This is a genomic window from Tepidimonas thermarum (assembly GCF_007556705.1).
In the GTDB taxonomy this organism is placed as follows: Bacteria; Pseudomonadota; Gammaproteobacteria; order Burkholderiales; family Burkholderiaceae_C; genus Tepidimonas; species Tepidimonas thermarum.
Map to the genome: position 1 here is coordinate 1 of NZ_VJOL01000047.1, position 21,746 is coordinate 21,746.

The 21,746-nt window shown below is 70.1% G+C and carries 18 protein-coding genes and 2 pseudogenes; 7 read left to right on the forward strand and 13 right to left on the reverse strand.

Translation table 11 applies throughout. From position 1 onward, the window contains the following. From Tther_RS10440 to gshA, 4 genes and pseudogenes are all read right to left on the reverse strand, one after another. A pseudogene (locus tag Tther_RS10440) lies at positions 1 to 199 on the reverse strand (IS256 family transposase); the annotation flags it as partial. 32 nt (positions 200 to 231) lie between these two features. Continuing rightward, the gene (locus Tther_RS13295) at positions 232 to 699 is read right to left on the reverse strand and encodes a VanZ family protein (protein WP_185975066.1); all 468 of its coding nucleotides are present in this window, start codon (positions 697 to 699) and stop codon (positions 232 to 234) included. Continuing rightward, positions 696 to 1,688 (reverse strand): glutathione synthase, encoded by a 993-nt coding sequence (gene gshB / locus Tther_RS10450; protein WP_143903629.1) that lies wholly within the window; start codon positions 1,686 to 1,688, stop codon positions 696 to 698. Before gshB ends, Tther_RS13295 begins: the two co-directional genes overlap by 4 nt. Next, positions 1,681 to 2,976 (reverse strand): glutamate--cysteine ligase, encoded by a 1,296-nt coding sequence (gene gshA, locus Tther_RS10455; RefSeq protein ID WP_143903630.1) that lies wholly within the window; start codon positions 2,974 to 2,976, stop codon positions 1,681 to 1,683. Before gshA ends, gshB begins: the two co-directional genes overlap by 8 nt. A gap of 127 nt (positions 2,977 to 3,103) precedes the next feature. Between gshA and Tther_RS10460 the strand changes: the two genes are divergently transcribed. Then, positions 3,104 to 4,294 (forward strand): MFS transporter, encoded by a 1,191-nt coding sequence (locus Tther_RS10460; protein ID WP_143903632.1) that lies wholly within the window; start codon positions 3,104 to 3,106, stop codon positions 4,292 to 4,294. Between the two features lie 282 nt (positions 4,295 to 4,576). On the opposite strand, the gene Tther_RS10465 is transcribed toward Tther_RS10460, so the two are convergent. From Tther_RS10465 to Tther_RS10485, 5 genes are all read right to left on the reverse strand, one after another. Next, positions 4,577 to 6,082, reverse strand: coding sequence for a M20/M25/M40 family metallo-hydrolase (locus Tther_RS10465; RefSeq protein ID WP_143903634.1), 1,506 nt, complete (start codon positions 6,080 to 6,082; stop codon positions 4,577 to 4,579). Beyond that, positions 6,079 to 8,247 carry a putative bifunctional diguanylate cyclase/phosphodiesterase gene (locus Tther_RS10470; RefSeq protein ID WP_143903635.1) on the reverse strand — a complete coding sequence of 723 codons (2,169 nt, stop codon included), beginning with the start codon at positions 8,245 to 8,247 and terminating at the stop codon, positions 6,079 to 6,081. Before Tther_RS10470 ends, Tther_RS10465 begins: the two co-directional genes overlap by 4 nt. 10 nt (positions 8,248 to 8,257) lie before the next feature. Then, a complete protein-coding gene (locus tag Tther_RS10475) occupies positions 8,258 to 10,066 on the reverse strand; it encodes a methyl-accepting chemotaxis protein (RefSeq protein ID WP_185975067.1) in 1,809 nt (602 codons plus the stop codon). 66 nt (positions 10,067 to 10,132) lie between these two features. Continuing rightward, entirely contained in the window at positions 10,133 to 11,458 is a 1,326-nt protein-coding gene (locus Tther_RS10480) for a methyl-accepting chemotaxis protein (RefSeq protein WP_143903637.1), read from the reverse strand. Between the two features lie 26 nt (positions 11,459 to 11,484). Then, positions 11,485 to 11,985 (reverse strand): chemotaxis protein CheW, encoded by a 501-nt coding sequence (locus Tther_RS10485; protein ID WP_143903638.1) that lies wholly within the window; start codon positions 11,983 to 11,985, stop codon positions 11,485 to 11,487. A gap of 211 nt (positions 11,986 to 12,196) precedes the next feature. On the opposite strand from Tther_RS10485, the gene Tther_RS10490 reads away from it, so the two are divergent. Next, the gene (locus Tther_RS10490) at positions 12,197 to 12,739 is read left to right on the forward strand and encodes a hypothetical protein (RefSeq protein WP_143903639.1); all 543 of its coding nucleotides are present in this window, start codon (positions 12,197 to 12,199) and stop codon (positions 12,737 to 12,739) included. Here the strand turns inward: Tther_RS10490 and Tther_RS10495 are convergent. Together Tther_RS10495 and Tther_RS10500 are read right to left on the reverse strand one after the other, a co-directional pair. Continuing rightward, the gene (locus Tther_RS10495; RefSeq protein WP_143903640.1) at positions 12,720 to 13,265 is read right to left on the reverse strand and encodes an adenine phosphoribosyltransferase; all 546 of its coding nucleotides are present in this window, start codon (positions 13,263 to 13,265) and stop codon (positions 12,720 to 12,722) included. The two genes, Tther_RS10490 and Tther_RS10495, sit on opposite strands and share 20 nt — an antisense overlap. 10 nt (positions 13,266 to 13,275) lie before the next feature. Beyond that, positions 13,276 to 15,261, reverse strand: coding sequence for a monovalent cation:proton antiporter family protein (locus Tther_RS10500; protein WP_143903641.1), 1,986 nt, complete (start codon positions 15,259 to 15,261; stop codon positions 13,276 to 13,278). 63 nt (positions 15,262 to 15,324) lie between these two features. Between Tther_RS10500 and Tther_RS10505 the strand changes: the two genes are divergently transcribed. From Tther_RS10505 to lptC, 3 genes are read left to right on the forward strand one after another with little or no spacing between them, the layout of a single operon-like run. Next, complete coding sequence (locus Tther_RS10505; RefSeq protein WP_143903642.1) at positions 15,325 to 16,338, forward strand: KpsF/GutQ family sugar-phosphate isomerase; 1,014 nt, start codon at positions 15,325 to 15,327, stop codon at positions 16,336 to 16,338. Next, the gene (locus tag Tther_RS10510; RefSeq protein WP_143903643.1) at positions 16,338 to 16,886 is read left to right on the forward strand and encodes a KdsC family phosphatase; all 549 of its coding nucleotides are present in this window, start codon (positions 16,338 to 16,340) and stop codon (positions 16,884 to 16,886) included. Before Tther_RS10505 ends, Tther_RS10510 begins: the two co-directional genes overlap by 1 nt. Further along, positions 16,883 to 17,548 carry an LPS export ABC transporter periplasmic protein LptC gene (gene lptC / locus Tther_RS10515; protein ID WP_143903644.1) on the forward strand — a complete coding sequence of 222 codons (666 nt, stop codon included), beginning with the start codon at positions 16,883 to 16,885 and terminating at the stop codon, positions 17,546 to 17,548. Before Tther_RS10510 ends, lptC begins: the two co-directional genes overlap by 4 nt. Here lptC and Tther_RS10520 read toward each other — a convergent pair. Further along, positions 17,542 to 17,930, reverse strand: a pseudogene (locus tag Tther_RS10520) (RNA recognition motif domain-containing protein). The gene lptC and the pseudogene Tther_RS10520 overlap by 7 nt on opposite strands. 461 nt (positions 17,931 to 18,391) lie before the next feature. Between Tther_RS10520 and metX the strand changes: the two are divergent. Both metX and metW read left to right on the forward strand, forming a co-directional pair. Further along, positions 18,392 to 19,573, forward strand: a complete 1,182-nt coding sequence (gene metX / locus Tther_RS10525) for a homoserine O-succinyltransferase MetX (RefSeq protein WP_246099008.1) — start codon at positions 18,392 to 18,394, stop codon at positions 19,571 to 19,573. A gap of 2 nt (positions 19,574 to 19,575) precedes the next feature. Next, the gene (metW, locus tag Tther_RS10530) at positions 19,576 to 20,163 is read left to right on the forward strand and encodes a methionine biosynthesis protein MetW (RefSeq protein WP_143903646.1); all 588 of its coding nucleotides are present in this window, start codon (positions 19,576 to 19,578) and stop codon (positions 20,161 to 20,163) included. A 35-nt stretch (positions 20,164 to 20,198) separates the two neighbouring features. On the opposite strand, the gene aptA is transcribed toward metW, so the two are convergent. Then, on the reverse strand, positions 20,199 to 21,620 hold the full coding sequence (aptA, locus tag Tther_RS10535; RefSeq protein WP_143903647.1) for an omega-aminotransferase AptA: 1,422 nt from the start codon (positions 21,618 to 21,620) through the stop codon (positions 20,199 to 20,201). Positions 21,621 to 21,746: the final 126 nt, after the last annotated feature.

Consider the following 21,746-nt stretch of genomic DNA (forward strand, 5'->3'; position numbering starts at 1 on the left):
ATGGTCTTGGGCTTGAAGCCGTTGGCGTAGTCGCGCCGGGTCGGGGAGCGCTCGTAGGGACGGGCGCCGAGATACTCGGCGCGCTCGATCTTGGCGGCTTCATTGACGAGAATGCGCAGGGCCTCGCGCCATCCAGTCCGTTCTCGAGCAAGATCGCATAAGCGGCTTCCAAGGGGTTGGTTTCGACTCGTATTGCCATGAGGGTTACACTCCTTTCTCGAAGTCATGGCGTCAGACCCACCCTCGCGCTGTCTGCTGGGCGGGGAGCGTAGGCGCGTAGCGCCGGAGATCCCCGCCCAGCAGACAACCGGCAAAATGGAATTTACAGAAAGAACGATACACAACTGCCCACCCCAGCGCCACACCCACCGCATCCGCGACCCAGTCGGCCACCTCGCCGTGGCGCCAGCCGCTGGCCGCCTGCGCCCATTCGATGGCCGCACCGTGCAGCAGCAGCCCTGCCACCAGCACCACCCCGCGCGGCGCGGGGTAGGCCAGCCGCGCCGTGAGCGCCAACACGGCAAACCCGAGCGCGTGCTGGGCCTTGTCCCACCCGTCGAACACCCGGGGTGGCAAATGCTCCACCGGCGTGAGCGACAGCACGGTCACCGCGATGGCCAAGGCCCAAAACACCAGGCGCATCCACCCCGGCCCACGGCGGAGGCGCCGCACGGCGGCGATCGGGTGGATCGGCCTCATGCGCGCGCGTCGGCGGCCAGCGCGGCCTGCAGGGCATCGACGAAGCGGGCCGCCACATCAAAGCCGGTTTGCTGCGTGATTTCCTGAAAGCAGGTGGGGCTGGTCACGTTGACCTCGGTCACGCGGTCACCGATCACGTCCAACCCCACCAGCAGCAGCCCGCGCGCCGCCAGCTGCGGCCCCAGCGCGCGCGCGATCGCCCAGTCGGCGTCGCTGAGCGGCTGCGCCACCCCGCGTCCGCCGGCGGCCAGGTTGCCGCGCACCTCGCCCCCTTGCGGAATACGCGCCAGGCAGTACGGCACGGGCTCACCGCCGATGATCAGCACCCGCTTGTCGCCCTGCGCGATCGCAGGCAGGTAGCGCTGCACCATGATGGTGGTGTGGCCATTGGCGGTCAGCGTCTCGACCACCGCGCCCAGGTTCATGCCATCCGGGCCGACCCGGAAGATCCCGCGCCCGCCCATGCCGTCGAGCGGCTTGAGGATGATGTCGCGGTGCTCGGCGTGGAAGGCGCGAATCGCCTCGGCCGAGCGTGTGACCAGCGTGGGCGGCGCCCACGCGGCAAACTCCATCACGGCCAACTTTTCCGGGTGGTCGCGCAGCGCCGCGGGCCGGTTGAACACGCGCGCGCCCTCGCGCTCGGCCTGCTGCAGCAGGTGGGTGGCGTAGAAGTACTCGGCGTCGAACGGCGGATCCTTGCGCATGAGCACGGCGTCGAAGGCGCTCAGCGCCTCGCGGCCCTGGTGGCGCACGCGAAACCAGTCGTCGCGCGCGCCCGTGAGCTCGACCTCGCGCACCCAGGCCGTGACCGGCTCGCCGCTGCGCCACTGCAGGTGGGCGGGCTCGCAGGCGGCCAGCGCCACGCCGCGGCGCGCCAGCTCGCGCATCATGGCAAAGGTGGTGTCCTTGTAGGTGGCAAAGGTGTGCAGCGGGTCGGCCACCACCAGCGCGCGGCGCAGCGCCGCGCTGGGCTTGCGGGTCTCAGGCATCGAGCTCGGCCTCCGGGTCGGTGGCTTCGAGCTCGTAGGCCGCGGCCAGCATGGCCAGGCGCGCCACCACCCCGTACATGTAGAAGCGGTTGGGCACGCTGGCCCCCGGCTTGCTGCCCGGCTGCGGCTGCAGCGCGCTTTTCTCGAACGCCAGCGGCACGAAGCTCGCGCCCGGGGCGTTGAGGTTTTCGTCCACGCCGCGCTCGGCATGCACGCGATAAAAGCCACCCACCACGTAGCGGTCCATCATGTAGACCACCGGCTCGGCCACGGCGTCGTTGATGCGCTCGTGCGTCATCACGCCTTCCTGGATGATGACGTCGCTGACCTGCTGCCCGTCCTTGATGACGGCCATCTTGTTCTTGGTGCGGCGGTTCAGGCTGCCCAGCTCGGCCGCGTCGCGCACCATCATCACGCCCATGCCGTAGGTGCCGTTGTCGGCCTTGACGACGACGAACGGGCGCTCCTGGATGCCGTACTCCTTGTATTTGCGGCGGATCTTGCCCAGCAGCGCATCCACATTGCCCTGCAGGCATTCAAAGCCCGTGCCCTCGGCAAAGTTGACCTGCCCGCAGTGCGCAAACAAGGGGTTGATCAGCCAGGGGTCGATGCCAATGAGCTTGCCAAAACGCTTGGCCACCTCCTCGTAGGCGCGGAAGTGGTGGCTCTTGCGCCGCACGTGCCAGCCGGCGTGCAGCGGCGGCAGCACGTACTGCTCGTGCAAATCCTCCAAAATGCCCGGCACCCCGGCGCTGAGGTCGTTGTTGAGCAAGATGGTGCAGGGGTCGAAGTGCTTGAGCCCGATGCGCCGCCCTTCGCGGATGATGGGCTCGAGCACGATGCGGTCGCCCCCGGGCAGCTCGATGGGCGTGGGTTCCTTGACCTCGGGGTTGAGCGAGCCGATGCGCACGTTGAGCCCGGCCGAGTAAAAAATGCGCTGCAACTGGGCGACGTTGAGCAGGTAGAACAGGTTGCGGGTGTGGTTTTCCGGCACCAGCAGCAGGTTTTTGGCTTCGGGGCAGATTTTTTCGATGGCGGCCATGGCGGCCTGCACCGCCAGCGGCAGCATCTCCGCCGTCAGGTTGTTCCAGCCGCCGGGGAACAGGTTGGTGTCCACCGGCGCGAGCTTGAAGCCGGCGTTGCGGATGTCCACCGAGGTGTAAAACGGCGGCGTGTGCTCCATCCACTCCAGGCGAAACCAGCGCTCGATGACCGGGGTGGATTCGAGGATGCGCTGCTCCAGCTCGTTGATGGGGCCGGTGAGCGCGGTGATCAGGTGGGGAACCATGGATTGCCCTCGTGTAGGGAAAGGGGCGCCGGACCACAGGGCGCAGGCCGGCACAAGGATGCACGAATTGTAGGAAGTCGCGCGCGCACGCCACAACCCGGGCGGGTATCGGCTATAACCACGCCCCATGAACCGCAATCTGTGGCTGCTGGCCATCGCCCAAGGCCTGTTTTTGACCAACAACGTCGTCTTCATCGCCATCAACGGCCTGGTGGGCCTGCGCTTGGCGCCCCTGGGCTGGATGGCCACCCTGCCGGTGATGGGCTACGTCGTCGGCGGCGCGCTGTCCACCGGGCTGGTGGCGCGCTCGCAGGCGCGCTGGAGGCGGCAGGTGGCGTTCCAGCTCGGCCTGGCGGTGGCGTTTGCGTCGGCGCTGCTGGCGGCGCTGGCCGTGGCCTGGGGCAGCTTTTGGCTGCTGGTGGCGGCCACCGTGATCGCTGGCTACTACAGCGCCAACGGGCAGCTCTACCGCTTTGCCGCCGGCGAACTGGCCGCGCCCGCCTACCGCGAAAAAGCCGTCTCGCTGGTGCTGGCGGGTGGGTTGATCGGCGCGGTCGCGGGGCCCAACCTGGCCAACCACACGCGCGACGCGTTCCCCACCCCGTTTTTGGGGGCGTACCTGGCGCTGGCCGCCATGGCCCTGGTGTCGATGGGGGTGATGGCGGGCATTCGCTTTGCCACCGAGCCACCGCGCGCTGCCGGGGCGGCCGGCCACGGGCGCAGCGTCTCGCAGCTGCTGCGCGAGCCGCGCTTTGCGGTGGCGGTGCTGGGGGCGGCGCTGGGCTACGGCGTCATGAACCTGCTGATGGCGGCCACACCGCTGGCGATGCAGACCTGCGGCTTGCCGTTTTCCGACGCGGCGCTGGTGCTGGAGTGGCACGTCATCGGCATGTTTGCGCCCGGCTTTTTTACCGGCCACCTGATCCGGCGCTTTGGCGTGCTGCCGGTCATGGGGGTGGGCGTGTTGCTCAACGCGGCGTGCATCGCCATCGCGCTGTCGGGGCAGGATTTGCACCAGTTTCTGGTGGCGCTGTTTTTGCTGGGGGTGGGGTGGAACTTCCTGTTCACCGGCAGCACGACGCTGGCGATGCAGGCCTACCGGCCCGAGGAAAAAGATCGCGCGCAGGCGGCCATCAACTTTGCCGTCTTTGCCACGATGGCGGTGACCTCCTTCGCCTCGGGCGCGCTGGTGACGACGCAGGGGTGGTGGTGGCTCAACGTCGGCTCGACCATCCCCGTGGCGCTGACCGGCCTAGCCTTGCTGGGACTGGCGCTGCGGCAGCGGGCGCAGGCGCGGGAACAGGCCCGGGTGGCTTGAGCGGCTCGGCTTTTCCCCGCCTATGGGGAGCTGGGGCGGCGGGGAGGCGGAGCCGCCCGGCCCTCATCACGCCGCTGCGCGGCCTGAAAATCGGGCCGGACGGCTCCGCCTCCCCGCTCGCAAGGCCGCTGGCACGCGTGCACCATCGCGGCCCGGTGGCGGGTGTGGCCGCGGCCGATTTCCGGGACGCGAAGCGGACCGATGAGGCCAAGGCCACACCCGCCACCGGGACCAAACCCGACAACAGGCCCTATCCGGCCCCTGCGTCCCCAAACCGCCCGGTCACGGCATCCGCGCCATCACCTCCGCCACCGCGGCGGTGAGGCGCCGGGCGTAGGGCACGTGCAGAAACTCGTTGGGGCCGTGCGCGTTGCTCTTGGGCCCCAACACCCCGCAAACCATCATCTGCGCCTGCGGGAACGCGGTGCTGAGCATGTTCATCAGCGGAATCGTCCCGCCCTGGCCGATCGTGCCGCACGGGGCCCCAAAGTGCGCGCGGCTGGCGGCGTGCAGCGCCTGCTCGAACCACGGCGCGCTCGCCGGCGCGTTCCAGCCGTTGGCGGCCCCCTCGGGCTCGAAGGTCACCCGCGCCTGGTACGGCGCGTTGTCCTCCAACAACGCTTTGAGCTGCTGCACCGCGTGTGCCGCGTCCACCAGCGGCGGCAGGCGCAGGCTGAGCTTGAACGCGGTGTAGGGCCGCAACACGTTGCCGGCATCGCGCAGCGCCGGCAGCCCCTCGGCGCCCGTCACCGACAACGTGGGGCGCCAGGTGCGGTTCAGCAGCGCCTCCACCGGATCGGTGGTGGTGGGCAGCGCCACCACCGCGCTGCCGCCGCAGTCGTGCTGCGCCCAGGGGAAGCGCTGCCACACTGCGTCGCCCAAGATGGCCGCGGTCTCGCGCGCTTGGGCGATGCGCTCGGCCGGGATCTCGCAGTGAAACACCGCCGGCAGCAGCCGGCCGGTGGCGCTGTCCTCCAGACGGTCGAGCACGTGGCGCAGGATGCGAAACGACGAGGGCACGAGGCCCGAGGCATCGCCGGAGTGCACGCCCTCGGTCAAGATGTCCACCCGCAGCACCCCGCTGACCATGCCGCGCAGGCTGGTGGTCAGCCACAGTTGGTCGTAGTTGCCGGCGCCACTGTCCAGGCAGATGACCAGCCCCACGTCGCCCAGACGCGGGCGCAGCGCCTCGATGGTGGGCAGCAGGTCGGGCGAGCCGCTTTCCTCGCCGGTTTCGATCAGCGCCACCAGCCGCGGGTGGGCACGCCCCTGCGCCTGCAGGGCCTCGATGGCGGCCACCGCAGCGTACACCGCATAGCCGTCGTCAGCCCCGCCGCGGCCGTAGAGCTTGTCGTCGATCAGGCGCGGGGTCCAGGGCCCCAGGTCGGCGCGCCAGCCGGCAAACTCCGGCTGCTTGTCCAGGTGACCGTAGAGCAGCACGGTCTGGCCGCTGGCGGGTGCCGGCGTGCCGTCGGCACCGGCGCGCGCGGGCACCTCCAGCAACAACACCGGGGTGCGCGGCGAGCCGTCCGGGCGCGTCAGACGCACGATCTCCAGCGTCAGGCCCTGCACGGGCTGGCGCGCCACCCAGTCGGCCGCCTGGCGCAGCACGGCCTCCAAGTGCCCGTGCGCCACCCAGTCCGGGTCGAACATCGGCGACTTGGCGGGGATTTCGATGTAGCGCTGCAGCGCGGGCAGGATGTCGCGCTGCCAGCGTGCGTCCACGCAACGGCGCGTGGCGGCGGGATCGAGCACGGGCACGGCAGGGTCGGGCAGGCGGGCGTTCATGGTGGCGACGGCGCAAAGGGCTGGGAGGTGGACGGCACGGGAGGCGGCGCGGGCTCACCATCCAACGGGGCGGGCCGACCAAAATGGTAGCCTTGGAACAGCCGACAGCCCATGGCGCGCAGCACCTCGAACTGCTCGGGCGTCTCCACGCCCTCGGCCACCACCTCCATCTCCAGGCTTTGCGCCAACTGCAGGATGGTGCGGGCGATTGCGGCGTCGTTGGGGTCGGTCAGGAGGTCGCGCACAAAGCTGCGGTCGATCTTGAGCTGCGTCAGCGGCAAGCGCTTGAGGTAGCTCAGCGACGAGTAGCCGGTGCCAAAGTCGTCCAGCGCGAACTGGATGCCCAGCTCGGCCAGCGCCTCCATCTTGGCGATGGTGTCTTCGACATCGTGCAGCAACAGGCTTTCGGTCAGCTCGAGCTTGAGCCGGTGCGGATCGGCGCCTGCCGTGCGCAGGGCCTGCTGCACCCCGGCGACGAAATCGGGCTGGCGCAACTGGCGCGCGCTCAGGTTGACCGCCAGCGTCCAGCGCGCGCGCTGCGCGTCCTTGGCCCAGTGGGCGAGCAGGGCGCACGCGCGCTGCAACACCCACTGCCCCAGCGGCAAGATGAGCCCGGTTTGCTCGGCCACCGGTATGAACTCGGCCGGTGGCACCATGCCGCGCGTGGGGTGCTGCCAGCGCAGCAGCGCCTCCTGCCCACAGGGTTGCCCCCGCGCATCGACGATGGGCTGGCCGTAGAGCCGCAGCTCGCCATCGCGCAAGCCGTGGCGCAGCTCGCGCTGCAGCGTGGCGCGCTGCACCACGCGCGCCTGCATCGCGGGGTCGAAAAACCGCACCGCATTGCGCCCGGAGGCTTTGGAGTGGTACATGGCCAAATCGGCGCGGCCCAGAATGTCTTCCACCGCGTCGGTTTGGCCCCGAAACAAGGTGATGCCGATGCTGGGCGTGGCCTGCAGTTCCTGACCGGCGATCTCGGCGGGACGCTCCAGCGCTTGGCGCAGTTTTTCGCCCACGTGCTGGGCGCGCCAGGCAGCTTGTTCCTGCTCCTCGTGCAAATCTTCGAGCAGGACCACGAACTCGTCACCGCCCAGCCGGCCCACGGTGTCTTCGGTGCGCACGGCCTGCCGCAGCCGCTCGGCCATCACGCGCAGCAGCGCGTCCCCGGCAGCGTGACCAAAGGCGTCGTTGATGTCCTTGAAATCGTCCAGATCGATGAAGCACAGCGCCGCCCACAGGCCGCTGCGCGTGCTGCTGGCCTGCGCCTGCGCCATGCGGTCCTGAAACGCACGGCGGTTGCACAAGCCGGTGAGGCTGTCGTAATAGGCCAGCCGCTCGATGGTGGCCTCGGCCTCCTTGCGCGCGGTGATGTCGCGGCCAATGCCGCGGTAGCCCAGGTAGTTGCCCTGGGCGTCGAACACCGGCTCGCCACTCAAGGCAAACCAGTAGGGGCGGCCACCGTCCATGATGCGCTGGATCTCAAACCGCCAAAAGGTCCTGCGCTGCGCGATGGCGTCCATCAGCGGCTGCCAATCCGCCAGCGTGGGGCGGTTGGGCGCCGGCAGTTCCCAGGGCCGGCGGCCCAGAAACTGGACGGAGGTCGCCTGGTCGCGCACCACCCGGCCTTCGAGGCGGGTGTAGCGGCTCTCGGCGTCCCACTCCCAATACCAGTCGGCCGACAACTCGGTCAGGCTGCGAAAGCGGGCCTCGCTCTCGCGCAGCGCGGCCACGGTGGCGGCATGGCGGCTGACGTCGGTGTAGGTGCGCGCCCAGCCGCCGCCGGGCAGTGCGATGGTGGCCCCCTGCAAGGTGCGCCCGCTGGCCGTGGTGTAGCTGTAGACGTGCGGCTGCCCGCTGGCCTGGGTGGCCCGCAAGTGGTGCCAAACGCGCTGCAGCAACTGCGACGGATCGCCCTTGAGGTCGCCGCGCGCCGCCTGCCAGCGCACCACCTCGTCGATCAGCGGGGCGCCCGCCAGCAGCGACTCGGGCAGTTCCAGCAGGGTCAGGGCGCTGGCGTTGTAGCCCACCACCCGCCCGTCGGCGTCGAGCATGACCAACCCGTGGTGCAGGTGATCGAGCAGCTCGGCCACCGACAGGCGGCCCACGCGCGCCGCCTCGTCGGCGGCGGCGCTGGCCAGCCCGGGCAGGGTGGAGTGGAAATCCGCCATCGCCGCGGGGTCAGAAGGTTTCCCAGTCGCCGTCGTCGTTGGCCGGTACCGCGGGCATTGGGGTCGGCGCGGCGGCCTTGGCGGGCGCGGCGGGCTTGGTCGACCCGGCCTTGGCCGCGGGTGCGGCGGGGGCCTGGGCCGCCGCAGCCGGCTTGGGCAGGCTGGGCTCGCGCCGCGCGGTGGTGCCCAGCGGCTTGGGCGCGGCCGGCTTGCGGGCGGGCGCCTTGGCCAGGCTCGGGCGCGGCGCCGGGCTGGCCACCGCCACCGGCAAGCCCTCGCCGGTGCGGAATTGCCCCACCACCTGCTGCAGCTCCAGCGCTTGCTGCCGCAGGCTCTCGGCCGCCGCCGTGGTCTGTTCCACCAAGGCCGCGTTTTGCTGCTGGGTCTGGTCCAACTGGCCAATGGCGGCGTTGACCTGCGTGATGCTTTCGCTTTGCTCGGTGGTGGCGGCCGTGACCTCGCCAATCATGTCGGCCACGCGCTGGATGGCCTGCACGATTTCTTCCACGGTACGCCCGGCGGCGTCCACCTGCTGGCCACCTTGCTGCACGCGGGCCACGCTCTCTTCGATCAGGGTCTTGATTTCCTTGGCCGCCTGCGCGCTGCGCTGCGCGAGCTGGCGCACCTCACCGGCCACCACCGCAAAGCCGCGCCCGGCCTCGCCCGCACGCGCGGCCTCCACCGCCGCGTTGAGCGCCAGGATGTTGGTCTGGAAGGCGATGCCGTCGATGACCTGGATGATGTCGGCGATCTTCTGGCTGCTGGCCTCGATGCCCTTCATCGTGCCAATGACCTCGCGCACCGCGGTGCCGCCGCGCTGCGCGGCATCGGCCGCTTGCTGCGCCACCTGGTTGGCGGTGCGTGAGGAATCGGCGCTGTGGCGCACCGCCTCGGTGAGCTGCTCCATGCTGGCGGCCGTTTGCTCCAGGCTCGAGGCCGCGCTCTCGGTGCGGCTGGAGAGGTCCTGGTTGCCTTGCGCGATCTCGGCGGACGCGCTGGCCACGCCGTCGGCCGCGCCGCGGATGCGGCCCAGCGCCTGGCGCAACGCCGCTTGCATCGCATCGAGCGCGCGCATCAGATCGCCCACCTCGTCGCCGCGCTGGGTGTGCACGTGCTGCGTCAGGTCCCCCTGGGCGATGGCACCGGCCAGCCCCACGGCCTCGCGCAGCGGCCGCACGATGCCGCGCGCCAGCGAGACGGCGACGATGATGCCCAGCACCACCGCCACCGCGCCAACCACGATTTCCACGATCATGAGCAGCTCGCTGCGTTTTTCCGCCTCGTCCACCGCGCTTTCGGCCTCCTGCACCAAGCGCTGGGCCAGCGCTTGCTGCGCATCGGTGTAGGCCTTGGCCCCGGGCAGGTAGCGCGACTGCAGCAACTCCGCCGCGCGCGCCATGTCCAGGGACTTGACCGCCGCCATCAATTCGTCGCGCGCGGCAATCTGGGCCTGCCGCAGGGCCGCCACCTGGGCCAACTGTTCGCGCTGGCCGCTGATGCCAATGTCGGCCTCAAGCTGTTGTTGCAGGCCGTCGACGACGTCGCGCGTGGCCTGGATTTGTTGCTGGAAGTACGCCTGCAGCGCCGGGTTGTCGCCAAAGCGCACCATGGCCTCGACCCGCGCCACCTGCTGCCCCATGAACGCCGACCATTTTTCGGCGACCATGGCCAGCCGCTGCAGCTGTTTGGCCTGTTCCGCCGCGCGGTGCATTTGGTCGCTGCTGACGGCCACCAGCGCCACGATCGCCACCAGCAAGGCCAGCATCAGGCCAAAGGCCAAGGCCAGCCGGGTTCCCACTTTCCAGTCACGTATCGCCATCATCGACTCCCGTCCTTGATTCACGCTATCGTCCTTGCATCCTACGCCCATGGGCTCGCGCGGGGGTCAGGCCGCGCGCCGCCGCTCCGGCCCCCGGTACCGGCTGGGGTCGCCCTGCCCGCGCACCTGGGCCGGCAGCAAGGGCGCGTGCGGCTCGTGCTGGCCCGGCAGGCGAAACACCGCCACCATCTGCGCCAGCCGCTCGGCCTGTGCGCGCACGTGGGTGGCGGTGTCGGTGCTGTGCGCCACCAAGGCGGTGTTTTGCTGGGTCATGTGATCGACCTCGGCCACCGCCGCGTTGATCTGCCCCAGGCCCTGCGCCTGCTGCTGGGTGGCGGCGGTGATTTCGCGGATGAAGGCCGACACCTGCTCGGCGTTGGCGACGATGTCGCGGATCGTGGCGCCGGCCGCATGCACCTGGGCCGTGCCGGTGCCCACCTGCGCCACGCTGGCTTCGATCAGGGTTTTGATTTCCTTGGCCGCCTGCGCGCTGCGCTGCGCGAGCTGGCGCACCTCACCGGCCACCACCGCAAAGCCGCGCCCGGCCTCGCCCGCACGCGCGGCCTCCACCGCCGCGTTGAGCGCCAGGATGTTGGTCTGGAAGGCGATGCCGTCGATGACGCCGATGATGTCGGCAATCTTGCGGCTGGCGACCTGGATGCCGTCCATGGTCGCCACCACCTGCCCCACGGCGTCGCCGCCGCGCGCGGCCACCTCGGCGTTGCGGCGCGCCAGCTCGATCGCCGCCTGCGCGGCCTCGCTGCTGGCGGCCACATGCCGCGTCAGCTCGTCGATGCTGGTGGCGGTCTGGCGCAGGTGCTCGGCTGTTTGCTCGGTGCGCTGGGCCAGGTCCTGGCTGTCGTTGGCCACCGACTCCGCCGTGGCACGCATGCGCTCGGCGGTGGCATGCACCTCACCCACGGTGCGCGCCAGCGACGCCTGCATGTCGGCCAGGCTGCGCATCAGTGCGGCCAGCTCGTCGTCACCCCCCGTCTCGGCCCGGGTCGTGAGGTCGCCGCGCGCAATGGCCACCGCCAGCGCCTGCGCCTGTTGCACGGGCTGCACGATGCTGCGCATGTTGGCCCAGGTGGTGGGCGCCACGATCGCCATGGCCAGCACCAGCGCGCCACCCAAAGCCCACAACGCCTGCTGGCGGATGGCCTCGCCGTGCTCGGTCAGCCGGACCATTTGTTGGGCAAAGGCCTCGTCGCCGCCGTTGGGCACGACGGTCCAGGCCAGGGTCAGGGCCTCGTGCTGGGCGATCTGCATGTGGTGCACCGCCCACACACCCACCCCGCCGGCCAGCGCCAGCAGCAGCAACACCACGCCGATGGCGCCCACCATGCGCACGCGCACACTGACGCGGCGCATCAGGTCGTCGATCATGTTCATCCCAACTCCCGCGGTTGCGCCGGGCGTCAAACGCCGTCCATCAGCCCCATGTCGGGGGCGGTCATCAGCGCTTCGATGTCCATCAGGATCAGCATGCGCTCACCGACGCTGGCGATGCCCGTGATGAACGCGGTATCGACCGTGCTCGAGGTCATCTCGGGCGCGGGCCGGATGTGCTCGCGCGACAGCTCCAGCACGTCCGACACCGAATCGACCACCGCGCCCACCACCCGGCCCTTGACGTTGAGCACGATGACCACGGTCAGGCCGTTGTACTCGACGCGCTCGCAGCCGAGTTTGATGCGCAGGTCCACCACCGGGACGATGACGCCGCGCAAATTGACGACACCCAGCATGTGCGGCGGCGCGTTGGCGATGCGGGTTGGGGCTTCGTACGAGCGGATTTCTTGCACGCGCAGGATGTCGATGCCGTATTCCTCCGCCCCCAGGCGGAAGGTCAGGTACTCGGCGCTTGCACGCCCGGCTTCGGCAGCGGGCTTGGCGGTCGACGCGGCGGCGGCGGTCATGGGGACTCCTCGTGGAACGCAAGAGGCGCGCCGGCACCGGGTGGGCACCGGCCGCGGATGACGAATCGCTGTAACCTCGGAGTATCGGCCAAAAATCCCGCTCAGGGACGGGTAAAAACACGCATTTGAAGCGGCAACGGCACTCCAACGCGCACGAAAACGCCACAATGTGACAGCGCGGCCCTGCCCGCTGCCATCGACCACCCGAACCATGACGCCGCCTCGCCCCCGCCCCACCGATGCGCCCGAACGCCCGGGTTGGCTCGGCCCGGGTTGGCTCGCCTGGTGGCGCCGCTGGTGGGGGGCGCGCGCGACAGCGGCACCCGCCTCGCCCACGGACGCGCCTGCTGCAAGGCCGCGCGGCCTGGCGTCGGCCGCAGCGCCCACGCCCCGGCGCCAGCAGCGCGAACGCGTGGCGCTGCTGGTGCGCGACATCATGATCCGGCACGGGGTGTTGTCGAGCCGCTACCGGCTGCGCGTGCTGTCGCTGGACCGCGAGGGATGGCAGCACCTGGTGTTGATCGACTGGCTGCCACCGGCGCCCGCGCGCCCCTTGAGCGAGGTGGCCGGCCCGACGCCGGACCTGCAGCGGCTGGAAGCGCAGGTGCGCGAAGAAGCGCAACAGACCCTGGGGCTGATGGTGCGCGCCGTCTATTGGCGCGGGACGCCCGCCGCCGGCCGGCCACGACGCGACGGCGCCACGGACACGGCCGATCGACCCGCGGGCGGGGGCGTCAATGCCCCTCGAAGCTGACCAGCGTATACAGCGGCAGCCCGGCCTCCTGCAGCCGTTGCAGCCCGCCCAGCTCGGGCAGGGCAACGATCGCCGCCCCTTCGGTCACCGTCGCGCCCAGCTTTTCCAGCAGCTTTTTGCCCGCCATCATGGTGCCGCCGGTGGCGATGAGGTCGTCGATGAGCAGCACGCGGTCGCCGGGCTGGACCGCGTCGGTGTGCAGCTCCACCGTAGCGCTGCCGTACTCGAGCTCGTAGGTTTCCTCGACGGTGGTAAAGGGCAGCTTGCCCTTTTTGCGGATGGGCACGAACCCCACCCCGAGCTCATACGCCACCACCGAGCCGATGATGAAGCCGCGCGCGTCCAAGCCGGCCACCACGTCGGGGCGCAAGGCCCGGTCCATGTAGCGGTGCACGAAGGCGTCGATGAGCACGCGAAAGACCTTGGGGTCTTGCAGCAGCGGGGTGATGTCGCGGAACTGCACCCCCGGCGCGGGCCAGTCGGGCACGGTGCGGATGTGGGCTTTGAGGTAGGCGGCGGTGTCCATAGGGGCGCGATTATCCCGCCAGCAGGCGGTTTTCCGCCAGCGCCAGCGGCTCGGGGGCACCGAACAGGACGACCGCATCGCCCCCTTGCAGGCGCAGCTGGTCATCGGGCTCTTCGTTGCGGCCGGTGGCGCGGCGCACGCCCATGACGCGCACACCCACGGCGTGCAGCGCCAGCTCGCCCAGCGTGCGCCCCACCGTGGGGCAGCCGGGTGGCAGCACCACCGTGGCCAGCCGCTCCTGCCGCGGATCGTCGGCGCTGTCGTCATCGGCGCCGTGGAAGTAACCGCGCAGCAGTTGGTAGCGCGCCTCGCGCTGTTGCTGCACTAGGCGCACCACGCGCCGCAGCGGCACGCCCACCAGCGCCAGGGCGTGGCTGGCCAGCATCAGGCTGGCCTCGAGCGCCTCGGGGACGACTTCGGTGGCGCCCGCGGCCTGCAGGCGCGCCAAATCGCTGTCATCGACGGTGCGCACCACCACGGGCACGGTGGGGGCGTGCTCGCGCACGTGGTGCAGCACCTTGAGCGCGCTGGGCGTGTCCAGGTAGGTCACCACGACGGCGCTGGCCCGCGCCAGCCCGGCAGCCATGAGCGCCTCCAGCCGCGCGGCATCACCAAACACCACCGTGTGCCCCGCCGCCGCCGCCTGCCGCACGCGGTCCGGGTCCAGGTCCAGCGCCATGTAGGGCATCCCCTCGCCATCGAGCAGCCGCGCCAGGTTCTGGCCGCAGCGGCCGTAGCCGCAGATGATGACGTGCTTGTCGCGCGCCATCGCGCGGCGCGCGATCTGCGTCATCTGCACCGACTGCATCAACCATTCGCTGCCCACCAGGCGCACCACGATGGCGTTGCTGTGCTGGACGATGAACGGCGTCAGCAGCATGGAGACGATCATGGACGCCAGCGTTGGGTTGAACAGCGCCGGCGGCACCAAGCCGTTTTGATTGGCCAGCTGCAGCAGGACCAGGCCAAACTCGCCCGCCTGCATCAGGTACAGGCCCACGCGCAGCGACACCCCAGGCGGCGCGCCAAAGGCGCGCGTGACCGCCGTGATCAGCAGCACCTTGAACGCCAGCGACAGCCCCAGCAACAGCAGCACCAGCGGCCAGCGCTCCAGCACCAACCGCCAGTCCAGCATCATGCCGATCGAGATGAAGAACAACCCCAGCAGCACGTCGTGAAAGGGCCGGATGTCGGACTCCACTTGGTGCTTGTACTCGGTTTCGGCGATGAGCATGCCAGCCACGAAGGCACCCAGCGCCAGCGACAGGCCCGCGTGCTCGGTCAGCCAGGCCAGGCCCAACGTGACCAACAACAGGTTGAGCACGAACAGCTCCTGGCTCTTGCGCCGCGCCACCAGGGTCAGCCACCAGCGCATCACGCGCTGCCCCCCGGTCAGCAGCAGCGTCAGCAGCCCGGCCGCTTTGGCCAGCGCCAGCAGCAGCGCCGCCATCAGGTTGTCGCTCGGCGCGGCCAGCGCCGGGATCAGCACCAGCAGCGGCACCACCGCCAAGTCCTGAAACAGCAAAACGCCGATGACGCGCTGGCCATGCTCCGATTCGAGCTCCAGGCGGTCGGCCATGAGCTTGACGACGATGGCGGTGCTGCTCATGGCCATGACACCCCCCATGGCGACGGCCATTTGCCACTCCAGCTTCCACCAGTGGGGCAGCAACCAGCCCAGCAGCAACGACGCCCCCGTGGTCAGCAGCACCGTCAGCACCACCTGCGCCGCGCCCAGCCCGAAGACGAAGCGCTTCATCGCGCGCAGCTTGGGCAGGCTGAACTCCAGCCCGATGACGAACATCAGGAACACCACGCCAAATTCGGCCAGGTAGCGCAACCCCGCCGAGTTTTGCGCCAGCGCCAAGGCGTTGGGGCCGATGAGCACCCCCACGGCCAGATAGCCGATCATCGCGGGCAAGCGCAGCATGCGGCATACCACCACGCCCAGCACGGCGGCCAGCAGATACAACAGCGCGATGTCGAGGGCGTTCATGCGCCGATCTTACGGCGTGATGACACCCTCACCACCCCGGGGCCCTTGCCGGATAATCGCCGCATGACACCGCCCGACACCGCCGCACACCCCGCTGCACCCGATGACGCGGCCCTGCTCGCCCTGGCGCGCAGCGCGTTGCAGACCGAAATCGAGGGTCTGCAGGCCATGGCGGCGCGTTTGGATGCGCGCTTTGCGCAGGCGGTGCGGGTGGTGCTGGCCTGCCGCGGGCGGGTGGTGGTGAGCGGCATGGGCAAAAGCGGGCACGTGGGCCGCAAAATCGCCGCCACGCTCGCCTCCACCGGCACGCCGGCCATGTTCGTGCACCCGGCCGAAGCCAGCCACGGCGACCTGGGCATGATCACCGCCACCGACGTGGTGCTGGCGATCAGCAATTCGGGCGAAAGCGACGAACTCAGCGCCATCGTGCCGCTGATCAAGCGCATGGGGGTGCCGCTGCTGGCCATGACCGGCCGCTGCGACTCCACGCTGGGGCGGCACGCGGACGTGGTGCTCGACACGGGCGTCGCGCGCGAAGCCTGCCCGCACAACCTGGCCCCCACCGCCAGCACCACCGCGCAGATGGCCATGGGCGACGCGCTGGCCGTGGCGCTGCTGAGCGCGCGCGGCTTCCAGCCCGACGATTTCGCCCGCTCGCACCCCGGCGGCGCCCTGGGGCGGCGGCTGCTGACCCTGGTGCGCGACGTCATGCGGCCGCTGCCGGCCACCCCGCGCGTGCCCCCCGAGGCGTCGCTGACCGAAACCATGCGTGCGATGAGCGCCGGCGGCCTGGGGGCCACCGCCGTGGTCGATGCCGCTGGCGTGCCGATTGGCATCTTCACCGACGGCGACCTGCGGCGGCTGATCGAGTCGCGCCCGGGCGCGGACCTGCGCGCCCTGCGCGCCGGCGACGTGATGCACCCCAACCCGCGCACGGTGCGGCCCACCATGCTGGCCGTGGAGGCCGCCGATCTCATGGAAACCCACCGCATCACCAGCGTGCTGGTGATCGATGAAGATGGCCGGCTGGTGGGGGCGCTCAATTCGCACGACCTCATGCGCGCCAAGGTGATTTGATGACCGCCGCCGTGCTCACCTTCGACCCCGAGACGCTGCTGCGCGCGCAGGACGTGCGCATTGCGTTCTTCGACATCGACGGCGTGCTCACCGACGGTGGGCTGTACTACGGCCCGGATGGCGAGCAGCTCAAACGTTTTGCCAGCCTGGATGGGCACGGGATCAAGCTGCTGCGGCGCGCCGGCATCGAGCCGGCCGTCATCACGGGGCGCGACTCGGTGGCGCTGCGCACGCGGCTGCACGCGCTGGGGGTGCAGCACGTGCGCTACGGCACCGAGGACAAACGCGCGGCGGCCGAGGCGATCTTGCAGGCCCTGGGGCTGGGCTGGTCGCAGGCCGCCGCGATCGGCGACGATTGGCCCGACCTGCCCGTGCTGACGCGCTGCGCCTTTGCCGCCGCGCCGCCCAGCGCCCACGTCGAGGTGCGCGCCCGCGTGCACCACGTCACGCAGGCTGCCGCCGGCCACGGCGCGGCGCGCGAATTTTGCGACCTGTTGCTGGTGGCCTCGGGCCGCTACGCCACGCTGCTGGAAGAGGTGCTGGCGTGACCACTGCCAGCGCCACCCGCACACCGGCCGCACCACGCGCGCGCTGGCCACGCCTGTGGGAGCGGTTGTCGCTGTACCTGCCCGTGGGGTTGATGGGAGCGCTCGCGCTGCTGAGCTACGGCATCGTCAAACGCCTGCCCGAGCCGCCTCGGCCGACCCCGACCCCGCTGGCCGAGGGGCAGCCCGACTACCAGTTGGAGCGCTTCACCTGGCGCCGCTACGACGCCGACGGCCGCTTGGAATCGACCCTCACCGGCGCGCAGCTGGAGCACCATCCCGCCAGTGGCACGGTCTGGGTCAGGGAGGCCCATCTGGAGCGCTGGGACCGCGAGCGCAACACCCACTCGGTGGCGCAGGCGCGCGAGCTGCGCACCGACGATGCGCGCACGGTCTATGTGCTCCGGGGCGATGTGCGGCTGGTGCGCGCCGCATCGCCCGGCGCGGAAAAAGCGAAAGCCACGCCCAGCCTGACCCTGGAGGGCCAAACCCTGACGTGGCACACCGAGCAGCGGGTGCTCGAATCGCCCTTGCCGGTGCGCGTGGTGCGCGGTCGCGACGTGCTCACCGGCAACCGGCTGCACTACGACGAGCGCAACGGCATCGTCGATTTGCGCGGCCAAGTGCGCGCCACGTTGGTGGCGCGCAGCGCACGGCCTCAGTAGCCGCCGCGCTCCTCGCGCCGGCGGCCGGCGCCGTAGGGGCTGCGGAACTGGCCATCACCACCGCCGTAGCCACCACCGCCGAAGCCGCCTTCACGGCGGCCGCCGCCAAAGCCACCGCTGCGCGGCGGGCGCGCTTCCATCGGACGGGCCTCGTTGACCACGAGGTTGCGGCCGCCCATGGACTGGCCGTTCATGCCCGAGTGGCGGCTTGCGCCTCGGCATCGCTGCCCATCTCGACGAAACCGAAACCCTTGGAGCGACCGGTGTCGCGCTCCATCATGACCTTGGCGCTGGCGACTTGGCCGTAGGCGCTGAAAGCCTGTTCGAGATCACCGTCGCGCACCGAATACGGAAGATTGCCGACGTACAACTTGTTGCCCATGTAGGGACTCCTGAAAACACACTGAGAGAAGGAAGCGATGGAGCCCCGACGGCACACAAGAAAACTGCAGCACGCGAAACCAACCGATCACCTGACCACGAGCGTCGCGGACACTCGCAGCGCCATTATGCGCCCTGGCGGCGGTTTGTGGGACATTTTTTGCCGACCGCCCGTCGAAAAACCGTCCGCGATGCGCCGGCGCAACAGCCGCCCCACGACGCCCACGCCGATCGCCCACGCCTATCGCCCACGCCTATCGCCCACGCCGATCGATGAGGTGGTCCGTCCATCCCGCCAGCACGCTGTCCCCTTCACGGCCCCTTTCGCTTGGCTTTATACTCCGCGCAGCGCCGATTTGGGTCCCGCTTGCGGGCGCGTAACAAATACCGCTAAAGAGGAAAGTCCGGCCCCGCGCCGGATCCGCAAGCCCTCGATCACGGCGCTGCACCAGGATCGATACCGTGATCGTCACCCCCAAGCGCCACGTTTTCCACGAGCCGCTGCCGCTGCGCAGCGGCGCGGTACTGCCGGCCTTCGAGCTCGTCTACGAAACCTACGGCACGCTGTCGCCAGCGCGCGACAACGCGGTGCTGATCTGCCACGCCCTCAACGCCAGCCACCACGTCGCCGGCCTGCACGCCGACGCCAGCGGCCAGCCCATCCCCAGGAGCGAGGGTTGGTGGCACAGCATGGTCGGCCCCGGCAAGCCGGTGGACACCGAGCGCTTTTTCGTCATCGGCATCAACAACGTCGGCTCGTGCTTCGGCTCCACGGGGCCGACCCATGTCAACCCGGCCACGGGGCAGCCCTGGGGCGCCGACTTTCCCGTGGTCACGGTGGAAGACTGGGTGGACGCGCAGGCGCGACTGCTCGACGCCCTGGGCATCGAGCGCCTAGCCGCGGTGATGGGCGGCAGCCTGGGTGGCATGCAGGCGCTGTCGTGGACGCTGCAACACCCCGAGCGCGTGCGCCACGCGGTGGTCATTGCCAGCGCGCCCAACCTGACGGCCGAAAACATCGCGTTCAACGAGGTGGCGCGCCGCGCCATCGTCACCGACCCCGACTTTCATGGCGGGCACTACCTGCGCCACGGCACCAAGCCCCGGTGCGGACTGCGCATCGCGCGCATGATCGGGCACATCACCTACCTCAGCGATGATGTGATGAACGAAAAGTTTGGCCGCCGGCTGCGCCCGCTGGCCGATGCCGTGCGCGCAGGCGACGTCGAGGCCGCCGAGCGGCTGGCCTACCGCTACACCACGCAGGACATCGAGTTCGAGATCGAGAGCTACCTGCGCTACCAGGGCGACAAGTTCAGCGACTACTTTGACGCCAACACCTACCTGCTGATCACGCGCGCGCTGGACTATTTCGACCCGGCGCGCGAACACGACGGCAACCTCAGCGCGGCGTTGGCGCGCGCACGGGCCGACTTCCTCGTCATCTCGTTTAGCACCGATTGGCGTTTTGCGCCCGCGCGCAGCCGCGAAATCGTCAAAGCGCTGCTGGACAACCGGCGCCGCGTCAGCTACGCCGAAATCGACGCCCCGCACGGGCACGACGCCTTTTTGCTCGACGATGCGCGCTACCACGCGGCGGTGCGCGCGTACTTCGAGCACCGTGTGGGGGCGGCTGGAGCGTGACCATGAGCGATCGACTGATCCAGGAAACGATTGCCCAGCTCGTGCCCCACGGCGCGCGCGTGCTCGACCTTGGCTGCGGCGATGGCGCGCTGCTGGCGCACCTGCGCGCCACGCGCGGCTGCCAGGGCTACGGCATCGAGCTCGACGATGCGCAGGTGCTCGCCTGCCTCAAGCGCGGGCTGGACGTGCTGCAGTTCAACCTCGAAGAAGGCCTGTCGATGTTTGCCGACGACAGCTTCGACGTGGTGCTGCAAATCGACACCCTGCAACACCTGCGCAACGCCGAGACGATGCTGCGCGAGACCGCACGCGTCGGGCGCAGCGCGATCGTGGCCTTCCCCAATTTTGCGCACTGGCCCAACCGCCTGCGCGTGCTGGCCGGGCGCATGCCGGTGACCAAACGGCTGCCCTACCAGTGGTACGACACGCCCAACATCCGGGTCGGCACCTTCGCCGACTTCGAGGTGCTGGCGCAGCGCCTGGGCCTGCACGTGGACGACGCCTTCGGCCTGGACGAGGACGGGCGCCGCGTGCGCCGCTGGCCCAACCTGCTGGGTGCCACGGCCGTGTTCAAGCTGACGCAGCGCTGAGCGCGCGCCGGCCGCAGGCGGCCGCCACCCGGCGCTCAGGGCAGCTCGCGCAGGGTCTGGCCCAGCGCGTCCACCAGCCGGTCGATGTCCGCCTCGGTGCTGATGAAGGGCGGCGCGAGCTGGATCGTGTCGCCCCCGTAGCGCACGTAAAACCCCTTGGCCCACATGCGCATGGCGACCTCGAATGGGCGGCGTAGGGGTTCGCCGGGCACCGGCGCCAGCGTCAGGCCAGCGGCCAGCCCGTAGTTGCGAATGTCGATCAGGTGCGCGCTGGCACCGCGCAGGCTGTGCACCGCGGCCTCGAACACGGGCGCCAGCGCGCGCACGCGCGCGGGCACGTCCTCCTGCGCCAACAGCCGCATGGACGCCAGCCCGGCCGCGCACGCCACCGGATGCGCGGAGTAGGTGTAGCCGTGCGGAAATTCCAGCGCATAGTCCGGCCCGCCCGCGGCCATGAAGGTGTCGTAGATGTCTTGCCGCACCACCACACCGCCCAGCGGCTGCACGCCGTTGGTCACCTGCTTGGCAAAGTTGAGGATGTCGGGGGTCACGCCAAAGGCCTCGGCCCCGGTCCAGGCACCGCAGCGGCCAAAGCCGGTGATGACCTCATCGAAGATGAGCAGGATGTCGTGCGCGCTGCAAATCTCGCGCAGACGCTGCAGGTAGCCCTGCGGCGGCACCACCACGCCGGCCGAGCCGGAAAACGGCTCGACGATCACGGCGGCGATGGTGGAGGCGTCGTGCAGCTCGATCAGGCGCAGCAGCTCATCCGCCAGCGCCGCGCCCGGGTAGACCCCGCCACCGTCAGCGGGCGGCTGGCCGCGAAAAAACGCCCCCGCCGGCGGCTGGGTATGCGGCAGGTGATCGGCCTCCAGCGTCTGGCCAAAGGTTTTGCGGTTGCCCACGATCCCGCCCACCGAGATGCCGCCGAAGTTGACCCCGTGGTAGCCCTTGGCGCGCCCGATCAGGCGCGTCTTGCTGGCCTGGCCCCTGGCGCGCCAGTAGGCGCGCGCGATCTTGAGCGAGGTGTCGGCCGACTCGGAACCCGAGCCGGTGAAAAACACCCGGTTGAGCCCCGCGGGCATGCGCTCGACGATGCGATTGGCCAGCTCGAACGACAGCGGATGGGCAAACTGGAAGGCGGGCGAATAGTCGAGCGTGGCCACCTGGCGCTGCACCGCCTCGACGATTTCGCGCCGCGTGTGCCCCAGCCCGGTGCACCACAGCCCCGACAGGCCATCGAAGACGCGCCGCCCATCGGCATCGATCAGGTAGGCACCATCGGCGGCGACGATGAGGCGCGGATCGGCCTTGAACTGCCGGTTGCCGCTAAACGGCATCCAGTGCGCGGCCATCCAGTCGGCGCCACCGGGCCTGACCTCGGCGCTGGTGGGCGTGAAGGCCGCGGGGGCCGCGGTCAACGGAGCAGCGATGTGCGAACGGTCCGACAAATCCATGGCAACAATCCCTTGGCATGCGAATCGTGCCATTATGCGCGCCATGCACGCTGCCGAGAAACCCCCCGTTGTCCCCCACAACGCACCCGCGGCGTGTGAGGAGAACTGTCATGGCGTTTCTGTCGG